19 protein-coding genes are annotated in these 21,277 nt (G+C 69.5%); 6 read left to right on the plus strand and 13 right to left on the minus strand.

The features are described 5' to 3' along the window. Window positions 1–41: 41 nt before the first annotated feature. The 3 genes from ABZ664_RS16450 to ABZ664_RS16460 form a co-directional block, all read right to left on the minus strand. Window positions 42–1,733 carry a protein kinase gene (locus ABZ664_RS16450; RefSeq protein WP_362509554.1) on the minus strand — a complete coding sequence of 564 codons (1,692 nt, stop codon included), beginning with the start codon at window positions 1,731–1,733 and terminating at the stop codon, window positions 42–44. Between the two features lie 35 nt (window positions 1,734–1,768). Then, the gene (locus ABZ664_RS16455; protein ID WP_362509557.1) at window positions 1,769–3,034 is read right to left on the minus strand and encodes a serine/threonine-protein kinase; all 1,266 of its coding nucleotides are present in this window, start codon (window positions 3,032–3,034) and stop codon (window positions 1,769–1,771) included. A gap of 350 nt (window positions 3,035–3,384) precedes the next feature. Then, window positions 3,385–5,037 carry a fumarate hydratase gene (locus ABZ664_RS16460; RefSeq protein WP_362509560.1) on the minus strand — a complete coding sequence of 551 codons (1,653 nt, stop codon included), beginning with the start codon at window positions 5,035–5,037 and terminating at the stop codon, window positions 3,385–3,387. A gap of 230 nt (window positions 5,038–5,267) precedes the next feature. On the opposite strand from ABZ664_RS16460, the gene ABZ664_RS16465 reads away from it, so the two are divergent. Continuing rightward, window positions 5,268–5,621: a hypothetical protein gene (locus tag ABZ664_RS16465; RefSeq protein WP_362509563.1), complete on the plus strand. Its 354-nt coding sequence runs from the start codon at window positions 5,268–5,270 to the stop codon at window positions 5,619–5,621. Here the strand turns inward: ABZ664_RS16465 and ABZ664_RS16470 are convergent. Further along, window positions 5,527–6,477: a DMT family transporter gene (locus tag ABZ664_RS16470; protein ID WP_362509566.1), complete on the minus strand. Its 951-nt coding sequence runs from the start codon at window positions 6,475–6,477 to the stop codon at window positions 5,527–5,529. The genes ABZ664_RS16465 and ABZ664_RS16470 overlap by 95 nt on opposite strands. Window positions 6,478–6,544: 67 nt before the next feature. On the opposite strand from ABZ664_RS16470, the gene ABZ664_RS16475 reads away from it, so the two are divergent. Then, the gene (locus ABZ664_RS16475) at window positions 6,545–8,035 is read left to right on the plus strand and encodes a PLP-dependent aminotransferase family protein (RefSeq protein ID WP_362509569.1); all 1,491 of its coding nucleotides are present in this window, start codon (window positions 6,545–6,547) and stop codon (window positions 8,033–8,035) included. 519 nt (window positions 8,036–8,554) lie between these two features. Then, window positions 8,555–9,475, plus strand: coding sequence for a TIM barrel protein (locus ABZ664_RS16480; protein ID WP_362509572.1), 921 nt, complete (start codon window positions 8,555–8,557; stop codon window positions 9,473–9,475). A gap of 81 nt (window positions 9,476–9,556) precedes the next feature. On the opposite strand, the gene ABZ664_RS16485 is transcribed toward ABZ664_RS16480, so the two are convergent. Next, window positions 9,557–10,762, minus strand: coding sequence for an MFS transporter (locus tag ABZ664_RS16485; protein WP_362509574.1), 1,206 nt, complete (start codon window positions 10,760–10,762; stop codon window positions 9,557–9,559). Between the two features lie 183 nt (window positions 10,763–10,945). Between ABZ664_RS16485 and ABZ664_RS16490 the strand changes: the two genes are divergently transcribed. Continuing rightward, window positions 10,946–11,548 (plus strand): DUF1707 domain-containing protein, encoded by a 603-nt coding sequence (locus ABZ664_RS16490; RefSeq protein ID WP_362509577.1) that lies wholly within the window; start codon window positions 10,946–10,948, stop codon window positions 11,546–11,548. Between the two features lie 168 nt (window positions 11,549–11,716). Here the strand turns inward: ABZ664_RS16490 and glpX are convergent, their stop codons facing one another. Continuing rightward, on the minus strand, window positions 11,717–12,751 hold the full coding sequence (gene glpX, locus ABZ664_RS16495; protein WP_350947970.1) for a class II fructose-bisphosphatase: 1,035 nt from the start codon (window positions 12,749–12,751) through the stop codon (window positions 11,717–11,719). 81 nt (window positions 12,752–12,832) lie between these two features. Between glpX and ABZ664_RS16500 the strand changes: the two genes are divergently transcribed. Next, the gene (locus tag ABZ664_RS16500) at window positions 12,833–13,438 is read left to right on the plus strand and encodes a TetR/AcrR family transcriptional regulator (protein ID WP_362509580.1); all 606 of its coding nucleotides are present in this window, start codon (window positions 12,833–12,835) and stop codon (window positions 13,436–13,438) included. Between the two features lie 38 nt (window positions 13,439–13,476). Next, window positions 13,477–14,010 (plus strand): DUF4245 domain-containing protein, encoded by a 534-nt coding sequence (locus tag ABZ664_RS16505; protein WP_362509583.1) that lies wholly within the window; start codon window positions 13,477–13,479, stop codon window positions 14,008–14,010. Window positions 14,011–14,220: 210 nt separating this feature from the next. Here the strand turns inward: ABZ664_RS16505 and ABZ664_RS16510 are convergent, their stop codons facing one another. The 7 genes from ABZ664_RS16510 to ABZ664_RS16540 form a co-directional block, all read right to left on the minus strand. Further along, window positions 14,221–15,774, minus strand: a complete 1,554-nt coding sequence (locus ABZ664_RS16510; protein WP_362509586.1) for a CotH kinase family protein — start codon at window positions 15,772–15,774, stop codon at window positions 14,221–14,223. A 9-nt stretch (window positions 15,775–15,783) separates the two neighbouring features. Continuing rightward, window positions 15,784–16,461 (minus strand): DUF4956 domain-containing protein, encoded by a 678-nt coding sequence (locus ABZ664_RS16515; RefSeq protein ID WP_362509589.1) that lies wholly within the window; start codon window positions 16,459–16,461, stop codon window positions 15,784–15,786. Between the two features lie 6 nt (window positions 16,462–16,467). Beyond that, window positions 16,468–17,379, minus strand: a complete 912-nt coding sequence (locus tag ABZ664_RS16520) for a polyphosphate polymerase domain-containing protein (RefSeq protein ID WP_362509592.1) — start codon at window positions 17,377–17,379, stop codon at window positions 16,468–16,470. Between the two features lie 92 nt (window positions 17,380–17,471). Continuing rightward, on the minus strand, window positions 17,472–18,932 hold the full coding sequence (locus ABZ664_RS16525; protein ID WP_362509595.1) for an ATP-binding protein: 1,461 nt from the start codon (window positions 18,930–18,932) through the stop codon (window positions 17,472–17,474). Further along, window positions 18,929–19,630, minus strand: coding sequence for a response regulator transcription factor (locus tag ABZ664_RS16530; RefSeq protein WP_362509598.1), 702 nt, complete (start codon window positions 19,628–19,630; stop codon window positions 18,929–18,931). Before ABZ664_RS16530 ends, ABZ664_RS16525 begins: the two co-directional genes overlap by 4 nt. A 284-nt stretch (window positions 19,631–19,914) precedes the next feature. Beyond that, window positions 19,915–20,700 (minus strand): SGNH/GDSL hydrolase family protein, encoded by a 786-nt coding sequence (locus ABZ664_RS16535; protein WP_362509601.1) that lies wholly within the window; start codon window positions 20,698–20,700, stop codon window positions 19,915–19,917. 214 nt (window positions 20,701–20,914) lie between these two features. Then, on the minus strand, window positions 20,915–21,145 hold the full coding sequence (locus tag ABZ664_RS16540) for an exodeoxyribonuclease VII small subunit (protein ID WP_350947962.1): 231 nt from the start codon (window positions 21,143–21,145) through the stop codon (window positions 20,915–20,917). Between the last annotated feature and the right edge of the window lie 132 nt (window positions 21,146–21,277).

A 21,277-nucleotide genomic window follows, 5' to 3' on the forward strand; every position in this document is an offset into this window, starting at 1 on the left:
GTACGGGGTCGCCCTCGCGGGACGTTCTCGGAAGGGGGTTCTCAGAAGAGGGCGGCCACCGCGAGGATCATGATCACCACGAGGGCGATCGCCGCCACGCCCATCAGGACGAGGACGCCGATCCGGGTCTTCTCCGACGGCGGTTTCCTCGGCCCGGGGCGACCGGGGTCGGGGTGGGCGTTCTGGCCCGCGATCGCGAACAGGTCGGTGCCCAGGCCGGGGGAGCGGTAGGCGCCGTCGGACGCCTCGGGGCCCGGCGGACGCCAGGGCTGTGAGGAGACCGGCCCCGCATGGTCGGGTGAGCCGCCGACGCCGGGGGGGTTACCGGGACCGGGCCGGTTGCCGGGGACGAGTCTCGGCGGAGGGGGTGCTTCGGATCCCGGGCCTCCCGCGCCGGGCTTCCCGAACTCCGGATCGACCGGCGGGAAGCCGTGTGGCGGGGTGGCGGAGAGATCGGCTCTGCCGCTCACGGGGAACCCGTGGGGTGGCGTCGCCGCGGCCTCGGCTCCTGGCTCCGCGAAGGCCGTCTCGTCCGGCTCCTCGAACGCGCCTGGCCTTCCGAAGGCGCCGGGTCCTCGGGCGACGGGGGTTCCGAGACCGGGAGGGCCCTGCCGTCTCGCGGCCGGACCGCCCGGCTCTCCGAAGGGCGGGCGGTCAGGGTAGGGCGAGGTCGTCGGGCGGCCGGGGGCGGCGGGCGGTGTGCCGCCGGGGATGCGCAGGCCGTCCTTGGGACGGATGACCATCACGGTGCGATTGGCGTCGAAATCGTCGGCGCCGTCCTCGGGGTCCTCGTCGCCGTCCTTGGCGTCCCCGGTGTCCGCCGTGGAAGGGGGCGCGGAGGCCGAGGGGGACGGCGCGGGAGGGGGCGTGGCGGGCGCGGGGACCGGGGGCAGGGAGTCCGCGAGGTGTGAGGGGGTGTCGGCCACCGCCCGCAGCAGTGCCCCCGCCTGGGCGGCTGTCAGCCGCGCCGTGTGGTCCTTCTCCAGCAGCTGTTCGAGCACCGGGCGGAGCGGTCCCGCCTGGGTCGGCGGGTCGACCTGCTCGCTCATCAGCGCGGCCAGGGTCTCCGCCACGGAGGCCCGCTCGTAGGCCGGGCGGCCTTCGACCGCGAAGTACAGCGTGGCGCCGAGGGACCACAGGTCCGACTCGGGCCCGGTGTGCTCGCCGCGGGCCCGCTCGGGTGCGGTGTATCCGGGGGAGCCGATCACCATGCCGGTCTTGGTGAGGCTCGTGTCGCCCTCCGCCTTCGCGATGCCGAAGTCGGTGAGGACCACCCGGCCGCTCTCGGTGATGAGCACGTTGCCGGGTTTGACGTCACGGTGCAGGACCCCTTGGGCGTGGGCCGCGCGGAGCGCCCCCAGCAGGTCGGCCCCGATCTCGGCGACGAGGCGGGGTGGAAGGGGCCCCTCCTCCTCGATCACCTGCTCCAGGGAGCGCGCCTGTACGAGCTCCATGATGATCCAGGGGCTGCCGTCCTCGACGATCGCGTCGTGGACGGTGGCCACCGAGGGGTGGCTGATGCGGGCGGCCGTACGACCCTCGCGGATCATCCGCTCCCGAAGCTCGGCGCGTTGCGCCTCGCTGAGGCCGGGCTCCTGACGGATCTCCTTGATGGCGACCTCACGGCCGAGGGAACGGTCGTGGGCTTTCCAAACGGTGCCCATCGTGCCTCGGCCGAGCGGCGCGATCAGCTCGTAACGGTCCGCGAGCACACGCGTCTGCTGTTCCGGCATGAGAAGAAGATAGCCATTCCACCTTGAGAAGCGCTTTACCCGCGCTTACGGAGTTCCCTCGGCCAGAGAAGACGTGGGAGGACCAACCTTATAAAGGGCGTCATAAAACGGACAAGTGGCCGGTAGGTTGGCGAAATCTCCACTGGCTTCCGATGGACCCCCTCACCGGGGCGCCGGTGCGCCCGGAGCTGAGGTGTCGGCCCGGACGGAGGCCCCGACGGCGGTGGGGGCGTCCCCGGTGACGAGGGGCGCGGTGCCGGGGGCGGCGCGGAACCGACCCGGTGCATCCCGCGGTGCTGGGAGCGGCGGCTGAACGGCGGGGCCGACGCGCCGTCGGACCCGCTCGCGGACGACCTGACGTTGAATCCGCCAGAGGACGATCTGCCGCCGGACCCGCCCGTGGACGGCCTGCCGCCGGACCCGCTCGTGGACGGCCTGGTGTCGGGTCGTGTGGAGGGCCTGGAGAAGGACTCCTCGACCAGTCCTCCGGCCGCCACCCTGGCGAGCATCATCAGGGCGCGTCCCGCGTCGAGCCGGGCGTTCGGGTCGATCGTGAGGAGGCCGCGCAGCACCGGCGTCAGCGGTCCGGCCCGCTCCATGGGGATCGGCTCGCCACTGGTCAGCGCGGCGAGCGCGGCGGCGGCCGTACGGCGCCCGTGCAGGCCCCGGCCCTCGACGGCGGTGTAGAGGGTCGCGCCGAGCGACCACAGGTCGCCGGCCGGGCTGGCCTTGGCACCCAGCACGCGCTCGGGGGCGATGTATCCGGCCGAGCCCAGCACGATGCCCGCCTGGGTGATCGACACGTCTCCTTCGAGCGCGGCCAGGCCGAAGTCGGTGAGCACGGCCCGGTCGTCGGTCACCAGGACGTTGCTCGGCTTCACGTCGCGGTGGAGGATCCCCTTGGCGTGCACGGCACGCAGCGCTCCCAGGACCTGCCTGCCGATCTCCGCCACCTGGCGGGGCGGCAGCGGGCCGTGGTCCTGGAGGAGCTGCTCCAGCGACCTGGCGCGGAGCAGCTCCATCACGATCCAGGGGCGCTCGTCCTCGGTGACGACGTCGAAGACCGTGATGACGGAGGGGTGGGCGACCATCGCGGTCGCGCGCCCCTCGCGCTCGGTCCTGGCGCACAGCTCGGCGCGGAGCTCCTCGTCGAGGATCACGGGAAGGCGAACCTCTTTGACGGCCACCTCGCGGTTGAGCAACTCGTCGTGTGCACGCCAAACAGTGCCCATGCCGCCGCGCCCAACCGGTTCGGACAACCGGTAGCGCGCTGCGAGAAGGTATCCGGGCGGCGCACGCATGTGGTGCAGCTTACCGATTTGCGTAATGCGACCAGTAGAGACAGGCCCGAATCTTCTTGCCAACTTGAGTCAGATTTTCAGGCTTGTAACTGTTAGGAAACAATGGGTGACATCTGCTGGATTGGTCGGACTTCACGGCTTCTCTCCGTAGTCGGACCGCACGTTGCGGTGAGGGGGGTGTCCTCGTCGGGAGTGGTGGCCGACAGAGCGATGGTCCCGCCAATGACGGTTGCGGCCGTCGTTCCCGAGGTGTCGCGCACACCGCCGCACGGCGCTCCGACGTCGAACTCGTCGACCTCGGGCGCCTGTACGGCGGGTCCTGACCCTCGGCGTCTCGCCAGGGGGTGTGGTCAGCGGCGGCCGATGGTGAGGACGGGGCCGGTCGAGTCGGCGAAGAAGTCTTCACCCTTGTCGTCAACGACGATGAAGGCGGGGAAGTCCTCGACCTCGATCTTCCAGACGGCCTCCATGCCCAGCTCGGGGTATTCGAGGACCTCCACCTTCTTGATGCAGTCCTGGGCGAGGCGGGCGGCGGGGCCGCCGATGGAGCCGAGGTAGAAGCCGCCGTGGGCCTTGCACGCGTCGGTGACCTGCTTGGAGCGGTTGCCCTTGGCGAGCATGACCTTGGAGCCCCCGGCCGCCTGGAAGCGTTCGACGTAGGAGTCCATGCGCCCGGCGGTGGTGGGGCCGAAGGAGCCCGAGGCGTACCCCTCGGGGGTCTTGGCGGGGCCGGCGTAGTAGACCGCGTGGTTCTTGAGGTACTCGGGCATCTCGCCGCCCGCGTCCAGAAGCTCGTCGATCTTGGCGTGGGCGATGTCGCGGGCGACCACGAGCGGGCCGGTCAGTGACAGGCGGGTCTTGACGGGGTATCTGGTCAGCTCGGCGAGGATTTCCGCCATCGGGCGGTTGAGGTCGATCTTGACGACGTCTTCGGAGAGGTGGTCGTCGGTGGTCTCCGGCAGGAACCTCGCCGGGTCGGTCTCCAGCCGCTCCAGGAAGACCCCCTCGGGGGTGATCTTCGCCAGGGCCTGGCGGTCGGCGCTGCAGGAGACCGCGATGGCCACGGGGCAGGAGGCGCCGTGGCGGGGGAGGCGGATGACGCGGACGTCGTGGCAGAAGTACTTGCCGCCGAACTGCGCGCCGATGCCGAGCTTCTGGGTGAGCTCGAAGACCTTGGCCTCCAGTTCGGTGTCGCGGAAGCCGTGACCCGAGGGGGAGCCGGAGGTGGGGATGGAGTCCAGGTAGCGGGCGCTGGCGTACTTGGCGGTCTTCAGGGCGAACTCGGCGGACGTGCCGCCGACGACGATCGCCAGGTGGTACGGCGGGCAGGCGGCGGTCCCGAGCGAGCGGATCTTCTCCTCCAGGAACTGGAGCATCCGCTTCTCGTTGAGCACCGCCTTCGTCTCCTGGTACATGAAGGACTTGTTGGCGCTGCCGCCGCCCTTGGCCATGAAGAGCAGCTTGTACTCGTCGGGGTGGCCGCCCGGGTCCTCGGCGTAGAGCTCGATCTGCGCGGGGAGGTTGGAGCCGGTGTTCTTCTCCTCCCACATGGTGAGGGGGGCCATCTGGGAGTAGCGCAGGTTCAGGCGGGTGTAGGCGTCGTACACCCCGCGGGAGATGTGCTCGGCGTCGGCGCCGTCGGTGAGCACGTGGCGCCCGCGCTTGCCCATCACGATCGCGGTGCCGGTGTCCTGGCACATCGGGAGCACGCCGCCCGCCGAGATCGAGGCGTTCTTCAGCAGGTCGAGGGCGACGAAGCGGTCGTTCCCGCTCGACTCGGGGTCCTCGATGATCTTGCGGAGCTGGGCGAGGTGGGACGACCGCAGGTAGTGGGAGATGTCGTGGATCGCGTTCTCGGTGAGAAGCCTCAGTGCCTCGGGCTCGACCTCGAGGAACCTGCGTCCCGCGGCTTCGACGACCCGCACCCCCTCGGTGGTGATCAGACGGTATTCCGTCTCGTCCGGTCCCAGGGGAAGCAGGTCGGTGTAGTCGAACTCGGGCATCGTCGTCGATCCTCCGTGCGGGCGCCGTTTTCCCTAGAGGGTACGGCCTCGTGTTTCGCGCTCGGCCCCCGCGGTCGGGTTGCGCACGGTCAGCCGGACATATGAGATGAAAGACACATATTTGCGGCAAGTGTTGATGACTTATGCGTCTTTTATGGCTATTTGTCCGAAATGAAGAGGAGGCTGGAAGGAGCCGGACCGAGCGTCCGGCGGAAGCGGGGAGATGGACAATGACCATAGGAAACACAGTCATGCTGGTGATCGTGGCCCTCTTCGTGATGGTCGGTCTCACCGTGTCACTGATAGCGATCACGCTGACGAGCATCAAGGAGACCGGCGGACGCATTCCGCAGTGGCCGGTGAGCTGGCCGGAACCTCCGCTCACCCTCTCCCAGCAGAAGCCAGACACCGCCTCCGGGCCGGCGAGCCTGCCCTCGCAGCGGGTGACGACCCTGCCCCTGCGGCAGGTCGGCGAGTCCGCGCGGCAGGTCAGCCTGCCCCAACAGGTCGAGATTCCCCGGCAGCGGGTCGCCCCGTCCCGGCCGGCCGACGTACCCCCGCAGCGGGTGAGCCCGCTGAGCTGAGGCCGATGACGATGCCGGCGACGACGAGCGCGGCGCCGAGCAGGTCGGGTGCCGAGGGTGCGCCGAGGCCGAGGATCGCGCCGGTGGCGATGGCGCCGACCGGGATCAGCCCGGCGAACAGTCCCGCGGTCGCCGGGCCGAGCCGGGGCAGGGCGTCGTACCAGAGGAAGAACGCCACGCTCGTCACGATCAGCGACTGGTAGCCCAGACCCGCGAGTTCGGGCGCCGTCGGCACCCGGATCATCGCGGCGCCGTCCACGAGCAGCCCGGCGACCACCAGCATCGGCACGGCCAGCGTCACCGAGTACGCCGAGACGCGCACCGCTCCCAGCTTCGGCAGCAGCGGGATGGCGAGCAGGGAGAAGCAGACCTCGCAGCCCAGCGCGCCCAGCGACCAGAGCAGCCCGGTCAGGTCGCCGCTGCCGAGCCCGGTCGCCACCGTCGCCCCGGCGACGACCACCGCCGCCGCCCCGACGAGCCGGGGCGAGGGGCGCCCGCCGAGCAGGGCGAGCGCGAGCGGTACGGTGCCGAGGACGGTCCCGACCAGGGCCGGACCGCCGTGCCGGGTGGCCTCGATCACGCACACGTTGAAGATCACCAAACCGGTGAGGGACAACGCCGCCAGCAGCGCCGTCTCGCGGGGGGTGAGGCGGACGAACCGCAGCCCCGCGAGCCGGGCGACGGTGAGCAGGATCATGGCCGCGAGCAGGTAGCGCAGGGCCTGGCCGCCGTAGACGGGGTACTCCCCGATCACTCCTGAGACCCCTGCCAGGGTGCCCACCAGGAACATCGCCGTCGCGGCCTCGACCGGGCCGCGCCGTCCCCGCCGGGCGGCGGTACTGACATCCACGTTCATGTGCGGAATGCTAGGAAGTCAATGGCACTCTTGTCGGGTCCAATCCAGCGGTGAAACAGAGGACCAATTGGCCGACCTGCACATCGTCGTCGACAGGGCGGCGGGCGGTGTCGCCGCCCAGATCGCCCGCGAACTCCGCGAGGCGGTGCGGCGCGGGCGGCTGGCGGCCGGGGCGAGGCTGCCCGCCAGCCGCGAGCTGGCGAGGGATCTCGGGCTCTCTCGCGGCGTGGTGGTCGAGGCGTACGAGCAGCTCGTCGCCGAGGGTTTCCTGATCTCCAGGATCGGGGCGGGAACCACCGTGGCACCCGCCGCGAGCCGTCCCGCGCCCCTCGACGGTCCCTCCCCGACGCCGCCGGCCCGGCCGCGCGCGAAGGCACGCACCGCCCGCGGGGAGGAGAGCGGTCGCGGGCCGTACCGCGGGCGCCGTTCCACCGCGCCCGACCTGGGGGCGTTCCCCAGACAGCGGTGGCTGGCCTCGATGAGGAGGACGCTCGCCACGCTGCCCGCGGAGGCCCTGAACTACGGCGACCTGGGCGGTGTCCCGACGCTGCGCGAGGAACTGGCCGCCTATCTCGGGAGGGTGAGGGCGGCCGACGTGAGCCCGGACAACCTGGTGATCGTGAGCGGGGTGGCCCAGGGGATGAGCCTCACCGTCCAGGCGCTCGCGGGCAGGCTCCCCCAAGCCCGGTCCCCCCACGACCTCGGCTGGTTCGTCCGGGGGGCCGCGAACCCCGTGCCGTCCCCCGGCCGGATTCGGCTCGCGGTCGAGGATCCGGCGGGCGCGCGCCAGCTCCCTCTGCTGCACGCCGCCGGCGCCGACCTGGTCGCCGTCCCGGTGGACGGCGAGGGCGTCGACGTCGGGGCACTGGCCGCGACCGGGGCGCGGGCGGTGCTGCTCACCCCCGCGCACCAGTACCCGACGGGGGTCGTGCTCTCGCCCCGCCGCCGCGCCGAGCTGATCGAGTGGGCCGTCGCGACCGGCGCGGCGATCCTGGAGGACGACTACGACGCGGAGTTCCGCTTCGACCGCGACCCGGTGGGCTGCCTGCAGGGGCTGGCCGCCGACCGGGTGATCCTGATCGGGAGCGTCAGCAAGTCCCTCGCCCCCGGCCTCCGCCTGGGCTGGGTGGCGGCCCCGCCCGAGATCGCCGGATCGCTGCGACTGGCCCGTGGCGAGCTGGACCTGGGATCGCCCGTCCTGGAGCAGTACGTCCTGGCCGACTTCATCACGACCGGCGGCTACGACCGGCACCTGAGAAGGATGCGCCGGGAGTACCGCGCCCGCCGCGACGCCTTCACGCTCGCCCTCGGCGAGCACCTTCCCGAGATCACCGTGCGGGGTGTCTCCGCCGGGCTCCACCTGCTCGCCGAGCTGCCGCGTGACTGGAACGAGGCGGTGGTGGCGGAGACGGCCCAGGAGTGCGGGCTGGCGGCCGAGCCGGTGGGTCCGATGCGATACGCCCCGGGTCCGCCCGCACTGGTGATGGGCTTCGCCCGGCTGCCCGTCCACCGCGCCGACGCGATGGTCGGTGCCCTCGCGGACGCCCTGCGCCGCTGAGTCACCTCGTGATCCGTGTCCTCGTGGGAATCCGGTCGTCGGTGACACCGAGGTCGGCGGTCACGATCCGTGTCCTCGCGGGCATCCGCCGAGCCGTCTCGCGATCCGCGTCCCCGCGGATGCCCCGCGCCGCTGAGTCGCCCCACGATCAGGCCTTCCACCTGTGGATACGCCTTCCGGTGGACGTCGCGTACGGTCCGATGGATCGTCCTTATGTCCTGACAAATTCTTGACGGCTTCCCAGTCCTCGCCTAGAACTGGGGATCAACCGCTTTCTTCCCCGAAAGGCACAATGCGTGTTGAACCATCGGGAATCCGCAGGATTAGCGCGTTTCCCGGCGTGGTCCGGGGGGAAGCGGAGAGTCACCGCACTGTCGAGGACACCCTCGCGGCGCCCTGCCTCGCCGAGGCCGCGGGACTCTCCCGGCGCGAGGGGCGTGCGGTGCGCGTCACGGAGGTGATTATGTGAGAAGAGGCGATCCTGTGAGAGAGTCCGGCTCCGCCGCCGAAGGAGCCCCGGTGAGAACGGCCGGCGCACCCATCTCCTGGGGGGCCTGCGAGGGCCCGGGCTGGGGGCGGCAGCCGGATCGTTCTCAGGTGCTCGCCGAGATGAGAGAGCTCGGCCTGACGGCCACCGAACTCGGCCCCGCCGGGTTCCTGCCGCCCTCGCCGACGCACTGCCGCTCCCTGCTCGCGGAGTACGGGCTGCGCGCGGTGGGCGGGTTCGTCCCCGTCGTCCTGCACGAGGCCGACCACGACCCGCTCCCGATCGTCCGGGCCGCGATGCGCGCCTTCATGGACGGCGAGGTGGACGTGCTCGTGCTCGCCGCCTCCACCGGTGGCGAGAGCCGCGACCCCAGGCCGGAGCTGGACGCCACCGCCTGGAAGACCCTCACCGGCAACCTGCGCCGGATCCTCAAGAACGCCAAGGAGTTCGGCAGGACCGTCACCCTGCACCCGCACATCGGAAGCGTGGTGGAGAACCGTGAGGAGGTCCAGCGGGTGCTCGACGACAGCTCGATGCCGCTGTGCCTGGACACCGGCCATCTCCTCGCGGGCGGCACCGACCCCGCCGAACTGGTCTCCCACGCCGCGGAACGGATCGCGCACGTCCACCTCAAAGACGTGGACGCCGCGATGGCCGAGCGGGTCAGGGCGGGCGAGCTGACCCACACCCGGGCCGTGAGAAACGGCCTCTACCGCCCGCTGGGCGGGGGCGACGTGGACCTCCCCGCCGTCGTCGGCGGCCTGACGGCGGCCGGGTACGGCGGCTGGTACGTCCTGGAACAGAACATCGTGCTGGAGCCCGCCAAAAACGGTTCGGACGGTCCCGGTGGCCCCGGGGAGCCCGGCGGTTCCGCCGCGCCCAGGGAGAACGTCCGCGAGAGCCTGGCGTACCTGAGGAAGCTCACCGGCGACGGGAGCGGCCGACCGGGCTGACGACGAGATCCGGGCGAGCCTCGCGCGGCCGGAGGCGACGGCGAGCCGCCCGGCCGGACCGGTTGATCACCAGGACCGGAGTCACGGCCGTTCGGCGGGCTCCTGCGGGGCTCTCCCGGGGCCACGGTCGTCCGAGGGTTCCAGATCGGGTTGGAAGCCCCTGGCGAGGAACACGATCAGGGCCACCAGGACGGCCGCCGGTACGAACGCCACCCGGACGCTCACCAGGTCGTTGAGCGTTCCGACCACGGCGGCACCGACGAGGAAGCCGACGTAGTTGAACATGTTGACCCGCGCGATCGCGGTCTCCGCCCCGGCGCCCAGCCGCCCCGCGGCCGAGAACGACTGCGGGGCGATGACGGACAGGCCGACGCCGATCAGGCCGAACGACACGACGGCCACCGCGACGCCGGGCGCGACGACGACTCCGAGCGTGCCGACGGCCGCGATCACCGCGCCCACGCGGACCACCGGCGCCGGTCCATACCTCCGTACGGCGAGGTCGCCGGGGACCCGCACCAGCAGCATGGTCGCCTGGTAGACGAGGTAGGCGAACGGCACCAGCCAGCCGCTCGCCGTCAGCGCCTTCTCCATGTAGACCGTGCTGTAGTTGGACACCGCCGCGTCACCGACGTACAGGAACGCCATCGCCAGGCAGAGCGGGATGATCGGCCGCCACGGCACCCGGGCCGTCACGTGCGCGGCCCGCTCACCGGACCTCTCCTCCTGCCGCCCGTAGAGCCGGGGGAGCATGACGATCGAGATCGCCGCGCCGATCAGCACGGGGACGGAGAAGGACCAGCCCAGCTCGACGCCGAGCGCGCTGAAGGCGGAGTTGAACCCCGCGCCCAGCATCGAGCCGATGCTCCACACCGCGTGGAAACCGGTCAGCACGCTCATGCCGTACCGGCGCTCGACCGCGACCGCCTGCATGTTCATCGCCGCGTCCACCGCGCCGACGAACAGGCCGAACGCGGCGCTGAGGGCGTACAGCCCGGCGAGCTGCTCGTTCCAGCCCGTCAGGACCACGGTGGCGCAGACGCCGACCTGGGCGATCCGCAAAACCGGGGCGCTGCCGTACCGGCTCGCGAGGAGACCCGCGACCGCGCTGCCGACCCCGGCGATCACCGGTACGAGCAGCAGGACCAGGGTGAGGTCGCCGTCGCTGAGCCCGAACTTGTGCTGGAGGTCGATCACATGGGTGAGCAGGGTGGCGAAGCAGAGCCCCTGGACGAAGAACGCCGCCCAGGTCGCCACGCGCGCCTGCCTGTCACGTGGGGTCGGCATGACGACCTCCGGGGAACATGAGGGGGATTCAAGTTTCCGTCAGGGTATGGGCGAGGTACCCGGCGGTCAATGGCCGATGATCTACCGGTTTTCGCCGGTCCGTCGCGCCGGATGTTCCGGCTCACGGGCATGCCGGCGCACTCGCACCGCTGCCGGAGCCTCCACAGGGATTATGGTCGAAGGGTGGAGAGTCCCCGTCCCCCCGCCGTCCGTCATACCGGTCCCCAGCCGCGTCCCGCCGACCTGAGAGCCGGAGACGTCGACCGCGAGAGAGTGGCCGCCGTGCTGGCCGACGCGCTCGCCGACGGGCGTCTCGACCACGCGGAGTACGACGAGCGCACCGAGACCCTCTACCGCGCCCGCACGCTGGGAGAGCTCTCCGCGCTCACCGCCGACCTGCTCCCGCCCGAGGCGCAGCCGCTGCGCACCGACGTCCGCCCGGTGGCGGCGTTCTTCGGCTCCGAGGAGCGTTCCGGCCGATGGGTGGTGCCGACCCGGTTCACGGCCACCGCCATCTGCGCGAACGTCAAGCTCGACCTGTGTGACGCGCTGCTGCAGTCCAGCCACGTGACCCTGCACGTCACCGTGATGGGCGGCACCCTCACCCTGATCGTCCCCGAGGGCGTGCGGATCGAGATGCCCGCCTCGTCGTACATGGGGGGCAAGAAGAACCAGGTTCCAGCCTCACCCGACGGGCCGGTCATCGAGATCACCGGCGTCGTCACGCTGGGGAGCATCGTGGCGAAGTCTCCCAAGCGTCCCCGCCGCTCCTGGTTCCGCCGCTGACACCGTTCCCGGATCAGCCGCCGACGCGGTTTTCCTGGTCTTTCGTGGCCTTTTGCCGGCCGCGATCGCTCTTCCGCCGCGCCCTCTTCACCGGGAGCCCCCGCCGAGGGGCGCCCCACTGAGGGCGCTCCTCGGCCGAAGGGGAATCCCGGCTCCGGCGCCCGGTTCTCAGCTGGCGCTGTCGAAGTTGATCGCGCTGTAGGCCCGCAGCTTCCAGAGCTGGTGCTCGCTCTCGATCTTCCGTATCGTCCCCGAACGACCGCGCATCACCAGGGAGCTGGTGATGGCCCTCCCCGCGCGGTAGCGGACGCCCTGCATCAGCTCGCCGTCGGTGATCCCGGTGGCCGCGAAGAACACGTCGTCGGACCTGACCAGGTCGTCGGTGCTCAGCGTGGCGTCGAGGTCGAGGCCCGCGTCCAGCGCCCGGCGGCGCTCGGCGTCGTCCTGCGGCCAGAGCCTGCCCTGGATGACACCGCCGAGGCACTTGAGCGCGCACGCGGCGATGATGCCCTCCGGGGTGCCGCCGATGCCGAGCATCAGGTCGACGCCCGTGCCGACCCTGGCCGCCATGATCGCACCGGCCACGTCACCGTCGGTGATGAGCCTGATCCGGGCCCCGGCCTCCCGGATCTCCTGGATGATCTTTTCGTGGCGGGGCCGGTCGAGGACGACCACGGTCACGTCCGAGGGCACGCCGCCCTTGGCGCGGGCCACCGCGGCGATGTTGTCCGCCACCGGCGCGTTGATGTCGACCGACGAGGCGGCCTCGGGGCCGGTGACCAGCTTGTCCATGTAGAAGACGGCCGAGGGGTCGTACATCGAGCCGCGCTCGCTGACCGCGATCACCGAGATGCCGTTGGGCATGCCGAGCGCGGTGAGCCGGGTGCCGTCGATCGGGTCCACGGCCACGTCGCACGCCGCGCCACTGCCGTCACCCACCTGCTCGCCGTTGTAGAGCATCGGCGCGTTGTCCTTCTCACCTTCGCCGATCACCACCACACCGCTCATGGACACCGTGTTGATCAACTGGCGCATCGCGTTCACCGCGGCGCCGTCGGCGCCGTTCTTGTCGCCTCGCCCGACCCAGCGGGCACCGGCCATCGCGGCCGCCTCCGTGACCCGGACCAGTTCCAAGGCGAGGTTGCGATCGGGTGCGTGTTCTCCCGTGGCGAGGGCGTCGGGAACGGACGTCTCATCGGACATGGTGGGAAACCCCTCTCGTGTCAATGCAACGATCGTAGTTGGCCCCCCTCTGACCGGTCGGCGGAGGATAATGTGCCCACCATGAGCAGCGACACGGAACGGCTGGTGAAAGGCGTGGGTGCGCGGACATCCGAGCGGGGTGCCGCCACGCGCGTCGCGCTCCTGTCCGCCGCGAGGGAGATCTTCGTCACAAGCGGTTTCGCCGAGACCGGGGTCACCGACGTCGTCGCCCGCGCGGGAGCGAGTGTCGGAAGTCTTTACCATCATTTTTCCGGTAAAGCCGATCTTTATCTCACGCTCTTCGAGGAGTTCCAGACTCGTCAGACCCAGCGGACCAAGCAGGCGGTCCAGGACGCCAGGGCGGAGGGCGAGAGCGACCCGATGCGGCTGTTCATCGCCGGGGCCCGCGCCTACCTGGAGGGTTGTCTGGCCGAACGGGAGGTCTCCGCGCTCTTCCTGCGCGGCGACGGGCCGCCCGGGTTCGAGGTGATCATGCGCGACCGGCTCCGGCAGTGGGCCAAGCGCAACGCCGCCCTGTTCGAGGGCGACGAGGGGGCGTTGGTCGTCGTCCTCACCGGCGCGCTCGCCGCCGCCGTCTCCGAAGTCGCCCTCTCCGACGACGAGGACGCCTCCCGGGCACTCGTCGAAGACGTGCTGACCATCATCGCCCGGATCCACCGCCCCTGAGGACCGACCACCCACCCGAACGGATAGTGTCGACAGTCGTGCGAAAGTTCACCCAGGGCTTCTACGGCTACGTGTTCGCGATGGCGGTCTGTCTGGCCGCCGTCGGCCTGTTCCTGCTGGTCACGCCGCAAAGCAGGACCGAGCACATCCCCAGGGTCGACTACTCGATCGCCCTCGCCGACCTGCGCCGTACGGCGCCCTTCCTGGTGTGGGCACCCGAGCCCGTCGCCGCCGGATGGGTCCCGAACAGCTCCAGGAACACGAACGCGAACGGCGTCACGACCTGGAGGCTCGGCTTCGCCACCGCGAAGCGCTTCCACGCGATGCTCGCCCAGAGCGACGAGAAGCCCGAGGCCGAGTTCGCCAACCGGCTCTCCAACACCTCCACGGTCACCGGCACCGTCCAGATCAACGGCGTCACCTGGGAACAGCGCGTCCGCGAGGACAAGAACCAGCGCTCCCTCGTACGGTTCCTGCCGGACGTCACGATCGTCGTCACCGGCACCGCCCCGTGGGACGAGCTGTCCACCCTGGCCGGGTCCCTCAAACAACTGCCGAAGAACACCTCCTAGAGAGCCGGTCACGTGATCGTCAGGTGACCGGCACCGGCCCTTGGTCGATCATGTGCGTGATCATCGTTACGCACATGACCTGTGTGATTCCTGAAAGGGCGAAGGGACGGTTCTCCGGCAGACCGGTCTGTCGGAGAACGGTTGGGCCGCGGTCGCTTCCGGGCTTCGGTCCAGCTCCCTCCTCAGGGCCCTCGCGTGATCGCGAGAACCCTAACCGCCGCTGATCGCTTTGTCGGACCGCAGTGTCTGAGTGCGGGTGGTCAGGAACGTGCGCAGCTTCTGTGCCTCGGTGTCGGCCTTGGCGGTGTCGGCGTTCTCGTTCAGCTTGTAGGACGTGACGAGATCGTCGAGCAGGCCGGATGCGGTGCCGTTGCCGAGCAGTTCGGTGTACAGAGCGCGATACTGGTCCTGGTAGATCTTCTTGAAGGCGGCGTTCTTGAGGAACTTCTCCTTCAGAGGATGGCCCAAGCGCATCATGCCGCCGCCTTCTGGACCTTGCGGACGCTCCGGCCGGCCATTCTGGGGTGGGGTGGCACTCTGGTTCGGCTGGCCTTGCTGGGGGCGTCCTCGGCCGCCCATCGAGATCGTGTCGTTCACACCACTCTTGGCGTTACCGTTGAAGGCGAAGTTGAGGTCCCAGGTGATGACTTTGAACTTCTTGGTGTCCAGGTCGTACCACAGGTAGTAGTTGCGTCCGGGCCCAGCCATGTCGTCGAAGTTGACCATGAGGTTCTGCAGGACCAGATAACGGGCGAACGACTCCACGTCCAAACGCTCGCCCAGGTCTGAGGCGAATTCGGGGTCGGAGGCCTCGTTCACCCATTTGACCAGATCGATGACCGGCTGCAGATCCTGGACGCCGACCTTGTTGATCTGCTTGAAGTCGTTGGTGTACCCGGTCTGGTCCTCGCCCTTGTAAGTGAAGGAGCCGCTGGCCAACGACTTGTACAGCACGCCGTCGCCGAGGTTTTCCGCATAGCCCTCGTCGAGGTATTCCACGATCAGGCGCGGTGTCGAGGTGCGGCCGTTAACGGTGAAGGCGCTGTGGATGGAACGCTGGGTAGGCTCACCGGAGGCACCGACCAGTGCGATGCCCAGTGCCTCGTTCAGCATCGTCGTCGAGCCCATCGCGGCCGGCCGTACCGCCACCTGGTTGTGCCCCTGGTAGCGGCGGCCCTCCACAAACTCGTCGAAGCTGATCAGCCACGGCAGGTTCTCAGGCTCCTCGCCCTTCAAAGACGCGCCGAACCCGCCACCTCTGGGCTGGTCGCCATTCGGCTCACCGCCTTCGGGTGGTTGGAACCCCTCGGGTGGTTGGAACCCCTCTGGCATACCTCCGCGTCGTTGCCCGCCGCCAGGCATGCTCCGTTGCTTGGATTGTCCCTTCCAGGTCAGCCCGGCCAGAGTGGAGTTGCCCTTGAGCCGAATGCCCACGCTGGGGATGCGGGTGCCGTCGATGGTCAGATCGGCTTCGACATACTTCTTGTCGCCGTCCTTGAAGTACTCGTTCAGCATGTCCTCATAGGCCGCGTCGGTGAAGGTGATCTTCACCTCGTGCGCCACGGAGGTGTCGAAGAGCTCTTTGGTGCCGGTCACGTTCGTGATGACGGTCTCAGCCTTGGCGCTCTGGGAGACGGTGACGTACGGGCGGATCATCCCGCTGCCGAGCACACCCCAGCACAGGGCCAGGAACGCCGCGCACAGCGCGACCAGCTTCCAGTTGTGCCGGAGTTTGACCGGGATGCGATGTTTGAACTGCGCCATGGTGTCGCCTTACAGGTCGCTCTGGTCGTACCCGGTCAAGACAGTGACCGACTGGCCGTGGTTGCGCTCGCGCAGCGCGGCCATCACATCGGCGGGCTCGCTGCCCTTTTTGATCTTCACGGTGTACATCAGCTCTGTCAGCGCGCCACCTCGGATCGACTCCATGCTGACCAGTTCGAACTCCTCGGTGTGCCGGATGAGCACATCCTGGATGACCGCGGTGTAGTCCTCATCCGTGGGAACCTGCACCTTGACCACCTGCCGCCGTACGTTGAGCTGGAACCAGTTGAACCGGTGCATGACCATGATGATCAGCGAGATCGCCACGGCGGCGACGATGGCCAGCAGGTAGAAGCGGGTACCGACGGCCATCCCGATGCCCATGACGAGGAAGATGAACCCGACGTCACGCGTCTCCTTGATGGCATTACGGAACCGCACCACCGAGAGCGCGCCGACCAGGGCGAAGGCGCGGGCGATGTTCGAGCCGACGACCAGCATGATCAGCGAGATCAGCATGCCCAGGATGACCAGCGTCTGCACGTAGGACTGGCTGTAGGACACGTTGCGGTGCGTGGCCCGGTAAACCCAGCCGATCATCGCGCTGAGCACGAACGACAGCGACATCGCGATCGCGATGTCGGCCACGCTGAACGTGCCGGACAGGTCCTGGAACGAGAAGTCCATGGGGAGTCATGCCTCCGAGAGAACGGTCGGCTGATGGCGGCCGAGATCGAGATCGTGGTCGGGAATGTGAAAGACCGAGCGGGGAGCGAGCCCATGCGCCTCCACGCTCTGGCAGTACTTGGAGACCCGGACCACCTGCAGGTTCCGTTTGGCGGTCAGGTCGGTCAGCCAGTACGGCACGCGCTCGTTGGCCTTGACCTCGACGATGGACATGTGAGCGGGGACGATGAGCCTGTTCTCGGCGTCGGCGCCCAGGTGGAAGTCGCGGTCACGGCCCCGGATGCGGTTGTCGAAGGTGACGCGCAGGCCTACGTCGGCGTCGCGGCCCACGTAGGCGTGCCGGGTGTAACCGGTCATCGCGACAGCCCGCAGGTCCAGACGCAAGGAGAGGTCGAGCACCTCCTGCAGGAACGCACGCTGGGATGGCTCGTGCTCGACCATCTGCCGGCCGTCACACAGGCGCAGCGCGTCCCTGTAGGGCAGGCTCACCCGGCGCTTCTGCGTGACCCGGTTGACTCGCTGCTTGATCTCGACGAACACCGGAGTGTCGTCCCGCAGGGTGAACCGGTCGCCGTAGTGGCGCACCCGCAGCTTCCTGCGGAACTTCAGCCCCTCGATCTTCTCCCAGTAAAAGCGCAACTGCCGGGTGTCGTAGTAGACGCTCCAGATGCCGTACCCCTCCTGGCCGCTGTGACGGTCGCGATCCAGTCGCTGCTCGATCTCTTTCCTGAGCGTGACCGCCTCCGAGGCCGCCACGAGGTACTTGATCTCGTACCGGTTGAAGGCGTGCAGCTTGCTCGGTGCCCGCAGCCGGTGACCCTGATCACCGGCTGGGTCATCGGCTGGTTCGGTGCCGGATGTGCTTCGATCGCTGTCGCGAGCCACGGAGACGGCTGGTTTGCGGAATCTTGCCAGCATGTTTCTCCTTTCGTCAGCGCACATCTGACAGCACCAAGCTGGGAACAATGTGTGAACCGCATCCGACGGGAAGGTGAACTGCCTGTGGACGTTCAGCTGTCCTGGGGCTGCTCCAGCGGGAGAAGCACGCGGAAGGTGGTGCCGCGGCCAGGCGTGCTGGTCACCTCGATCCGGCCGTCGTGCGCCTGCACGAGCGCGGCGGTTATGGCCAGGCCCAGCCCGGTCCCGCCGCTGTCACGGGAGCGGTCCGGATCGGCACGGTAGAAGCGGTCGAACAGGTATGGCAGATGCTCGGGATCGATGCCCTGCCCCTCGTCTCGCACTTCGAGTAGTGCGGCTCCGCGGTGGGGGGCGGGTCCGGTACCGGCGTGCACGACACCGGGGGTGAGGACCCCGGTAACCGCTCGCGGAGCGACGGTGAGGCTGATCTCGGTGCCGGAAGAGGTGTGCTGGATGGCGTTGCCGACCAGATTGGCGATGACCTGATGCAGGCGGCGCTCGTCGCCGCGCACGAAGACCGGCCCGTCGGAGATGATCAGTCGGATCGGCCGTTCGCGATCGCGGGCGCGAGCGGCGTGCACCACGTCTCCGGCCAGCACGTGCAGGTCCACGACGCTGGGCTCCAGCGCGGGCTCCTGGTCCAGCCTGGCCAGCAGCAGCATGTCCTCCACCAGGACGCCCATGCGCTCGGCCTCGGCCTCGATTCTGCGCAGCAGCCGCTCGGCCGCCGGATCCCTGGCGTCCTGGCCGTGATGGTAAAGCTCGGCGAAGCCCCTGATGGAGGTGAGCGGGGTGCGCAGTTCATGGGAGGCGTCGGCGACGAAGTGCCGCAGTCGCCGTTCGGAGCGCTCGGACTCGTGTAGCGCGGTGGCCAGGCGCTCCAGCATGGTGTTCAGCGCGCCACCGAGACGGCCTGTCTCGGTGTCGGGGTCGGTGTCGCCGACCCTGCGGTCGATGTCTCCGCCTGCGATGGCCTCTGCGGTCTGTTCCATGCGGGTCAGCGGGCGCAGGCCCAGCCGTACCACGGCGAAGGCGAGCGTGCCGAGCAGCAGTAGCACCAGGCTACCCGCCGCCGCCTCGATGACCAGGATCTGGTGCACGGTCGCCTGGTTGGGCTCCAGCGACATCGACACGGTCAGCCTGGTGCCGTCGGGCAGGCTCCTCACCAGCACCCGCCACTGACCCGTCTCCGTGGCGGGCACGGTGATGGGGCCTCGCGGGATGGTGGATATCGCCGCTTTGGGGATGATCGGTCCGTCACCGTTCTCGGCGGGAAGACTGCGCAGCAGGGTCCCGGAAGGGTGGTAAAAGGCGATCTTGAACTGGGTGGGGATCTGAACGGACTGCCCCCCATCCACCGATGGCGGAGGCGGAGGCGGGAGCGGACGCCGGCCGAAGACGATGACCGTCTCGGTCAGCTGGGCGTCCACCTTGGACAGCAACGAACGCTCCAGTAGCAGCACACTCGCGGTGGCGAACGTCGCCAGCCCGACCGCGCACAGACCGAGCAGCGCGGCCAGCAGCCGATGTCGCAGGGGCCAGGCCCGTCTCACGAGAACCTCTGCAACCGGTAGCCGACGCCACGCAACGTGTGGATCAGTGGCGGGCCGTCAGCGTCGATCTTCCGCCGCAGGTAACTGATGTAGGACTCCACGATCCTGCTCTCGCCGTCGAAGGCGTGGTCCCACACACGGTCGAGGATCTGCGCCTTGCTGACCACCCGCTCGGCGTTGATCATCAGGTAGCGCAGCAGGCTGAACTCCGTCGGCGACAGGTGGATCGCCCGCCCCGCCCGCCGTACGGTGTGGGCCTGCTCGTCGAGTTCCAGGTCGGCGTAGTGCAGCACGCCGTCGTCGGCCTGCTCCTGTGCGGGCCGCATCCTGCGCATGATCGCCCGCAGCCGCAGGAGCACCTCTTCCAGGCTGAAAGGCTTGGTCACATAGTCGTCACCACCGGCGGTCAGCCCTGCGATCCGGTCGGACACCGCGTCCTTGGCGGTCAGAAAGAGCAGCATGGGGCTGTCACCGGTTTCGTGGAGCCTGCGCGCGACTGTGAACCCATCCAGGCCGGGCATCATCACGTCCAGCACGACGATGTCGGGCCGCTCTCGGGCCACCGCCTCCAGCGCCCGGCGGCCATCCGCCGCGGTCCGCACGGAGAAGCCGTTCAGTTCCAGGGCCTCGGACAGCAACTCGCGAATGTTCGGCTCGTCGTCGACGACCAGCACCTTCGCGCCGGAGTGTTCGTTCACGGCATCGTTCTACCTACCCTTTATGAGAAAAAGGTAGAAGGGGCAGGTTGAGCAGAGACGGCTCCGTCCAGTGAGGCTGTTCATCGCCGGGGTCCGCACCTGTCTGGAGGGCTGCCTGGCCGAGCGGGAGGTCTCCGCGCTCTTCCTGCGCGGCGACGGGCCAGCCGGGTGCGAGGTGATCATGCGCGACCGGCTCCGGCAGCGGGCCAAGCGCAACACCGCCCTGTTCGAGGGCGACGAGGGGGCACTGGTCGATGTCATCGAGAGTCGTGGGCGACGACGCCTCACTCGACGAGGTCGCCCCGCTCACCGGCACGATCCCACGCGTGTTCGAACCCGCCCGTCAGGACGGGACGTTTGGGAAGAACCCCGTCGCCTGAGGAACGGCCCGTCATGCGGCGGCGCAGCCAGGGGGTGAGGTGTGTCGCCGCCCAGCGGAGATCGGCGAGCGGCGCCGATCGGCTTCCAGGCAGGCCGGCGGGGGGAGGAGCGGCGGTGCGGCCGAGCGTGGCCAGGACATGGTCGGCGACCCGGCGGTGGCCCAGCGGGTTGAGGTGCAGGCGGTCCTCGCTCCACAGTTCGTGACCGTCGAACGCCCGGTCGCCGAACAGGTCGACCAGGTAGGTCCCGCGTCGCCCGGCCACCTCCGTGACCAGGTCGTTCATCGCGATGATGCGGGGTCGCAGCACTCGGGGCAGGGGGAGTCGCACGCTCATGTCGGGAAACCGGAAGAGCACCACGTCCGCGCCCGACGCGCGCAGACGGCCGACCACCCGGTCGAAGCGGTCGTGCATCGCGGCCGCGTCGAAACCACGCCGCAGCGCGTCGTTGCCGCCCGCCGCGACGCTGATGAGCGACGGGTTCATCGCCACCGCCGCCTCCACCTGCTCCGCGGCGACCTCGTCGAACCTGCGCCCCCGAATGGCCAGGTTCGCGTAGCCGAAGCCGGGCGAGCTGAGATCCGCCGCCACGAGATCCGCCCATCCCCGGAACGTGCCGTCGGGAAGCGGGTCACCGACCCCCTCGGTGAAACTGTCGCCGATCGCGACGAAGCTCCTCACGGGATTCACCCGAGATCCTCAGGGGTGACAGCGGCGACGACCTTGCCCAACGCGCCGCCCGCTCGCCGGTCGAGTACGAGAATGTCCATGTGGCTTACCTTAGAAGCGGGAGCGGCCCTGTCCCAGCGCCAAAAACGGCCAAATTGATCAGGCCACTCTAGATGAACGCCGCCGGAACCATTCGTCCCCACTCGTCCAACATCGGCCGCTCGCCGAAGGGGACTCAGAAGGGTGTCTCCCCGGCCGGGTCGGGTTGCCGACGCTGGGCCATCGCGGCCGCGAGCCTCACCCGAGCCCCCTGGAGCCACTCCTCGCAGATCGCGGCCAGCTTCTCGCCGCGCTCCCAGAGCTCGATCGACTGTTCCAGGGTGAGCCCGCCCGCCTCAAGACTGCGGACCACCTCGGTCAGCTCCTCGCGCGCCTGCTCGTACGACGGTCTCTTCTCATCGGCCACGGACCCACCTTAGATCGTTGCGCCCATCCGGTGACGCCGTGCCGTGCCGGGAGTCACCGTCGGTTCGCGAGGGCTGATCGGCGTCGGCGGGCTCCCCTCCCGCTTCGCCGGTGCCGTACGGCTGGAAGAATG

Source organism: Streptosporangium sp. NPDC006930, from assembly GCF_040635605.1.
Taxonomy (GTDB): Bacteria; Actinomycetota; Actinomycetes; order Streptosporangiales; family Streptosporangiaceae; genus Streptosporangium.

Excerpts from the sequence above, each read along its gene's own strand:
- ABZ664_RS16450 (WP_362509554.1), bottom strand. The coding sequence starts at position 1,733 with ATGCCGGAACAGCAGACGCGTGTGCTCGCGGACCGTTACGAGCTGATC.
- ABZ664_RS16455 (WP_362509557.1), bottom strand. The coding sequence starts at position 3,034 with ATGCGTGCGCCGCCCGGATACCTTCTCGCAGCGCGCTACCGGTTGTCC.
- ABZ664_RS16460 (WP_362509560.1), bottom strand. The coding sequence starts at position 5,037 with ATGCCCGAGTTCGACTACACCGACCTGCTTCCCCTGGGACCGGACGAG.
- ABZ664_RS16465 (WP_362509563.1), top strand. The coding sequence starts at position 5,268 with ATGACCATAGGAAACACAGTCATGCTGGTGATCGTGGCCCTCTTCGTG.
- ABZ664_RS16470 (WP_362509566.1), bottom strand. The coding sequence starts at position 6,477 with ATGAACGTGGATGTCAGTACCGCCGCCCGGCGGGGACGGCGCGGCCCG.
- ABZ664_RS16485 (WP_362509574.1), bottom strand. The coding sequence starts at position 10,762 with ATGCCGACCCCACGTGACAGGCAGGCGCGCGTGGCGACCTGGGCGGCG.
- glpX (WP_350947970.1), bottom strand. The coding sequence starts at position 12,751 with ATGTCCGATGAGACGTCCGTTCCCGACGCCCTCGCCACGGGAGAACAC.
- ABZ664_RS16500 (WP_362509580.1), top strand. The coding sequence starts at position 12,833 with ATGAGCAGCGACACGGAACGGCTGGTGAAAGGCGTGGGTGCGCGGACA.
- ABZ664_RS16510 (WP_362509586.1), bottom strand. The coding sequence starts at position 15,774 with ATGGCGCAGTTCAAACATCGCATCCCGGTCAAACTCCGGCACAACTGG.
- ABZ664_RS16515 (WP_362509589.1), bottom strand. The coding sequence starts at position 16,461 with ATGGACTTCTCGTTCCAGGACCTGTCCGGCACGTTCAGCGTGGCCGAC.
- ABZ664_RS16520 (WP_362509592.1), bottom strand. The coding sequence starts at position 17,379 with ATGCTGGCAAGATTCCGCAAACCAGCCGTCTCCGTGGCTCGCGACAGC.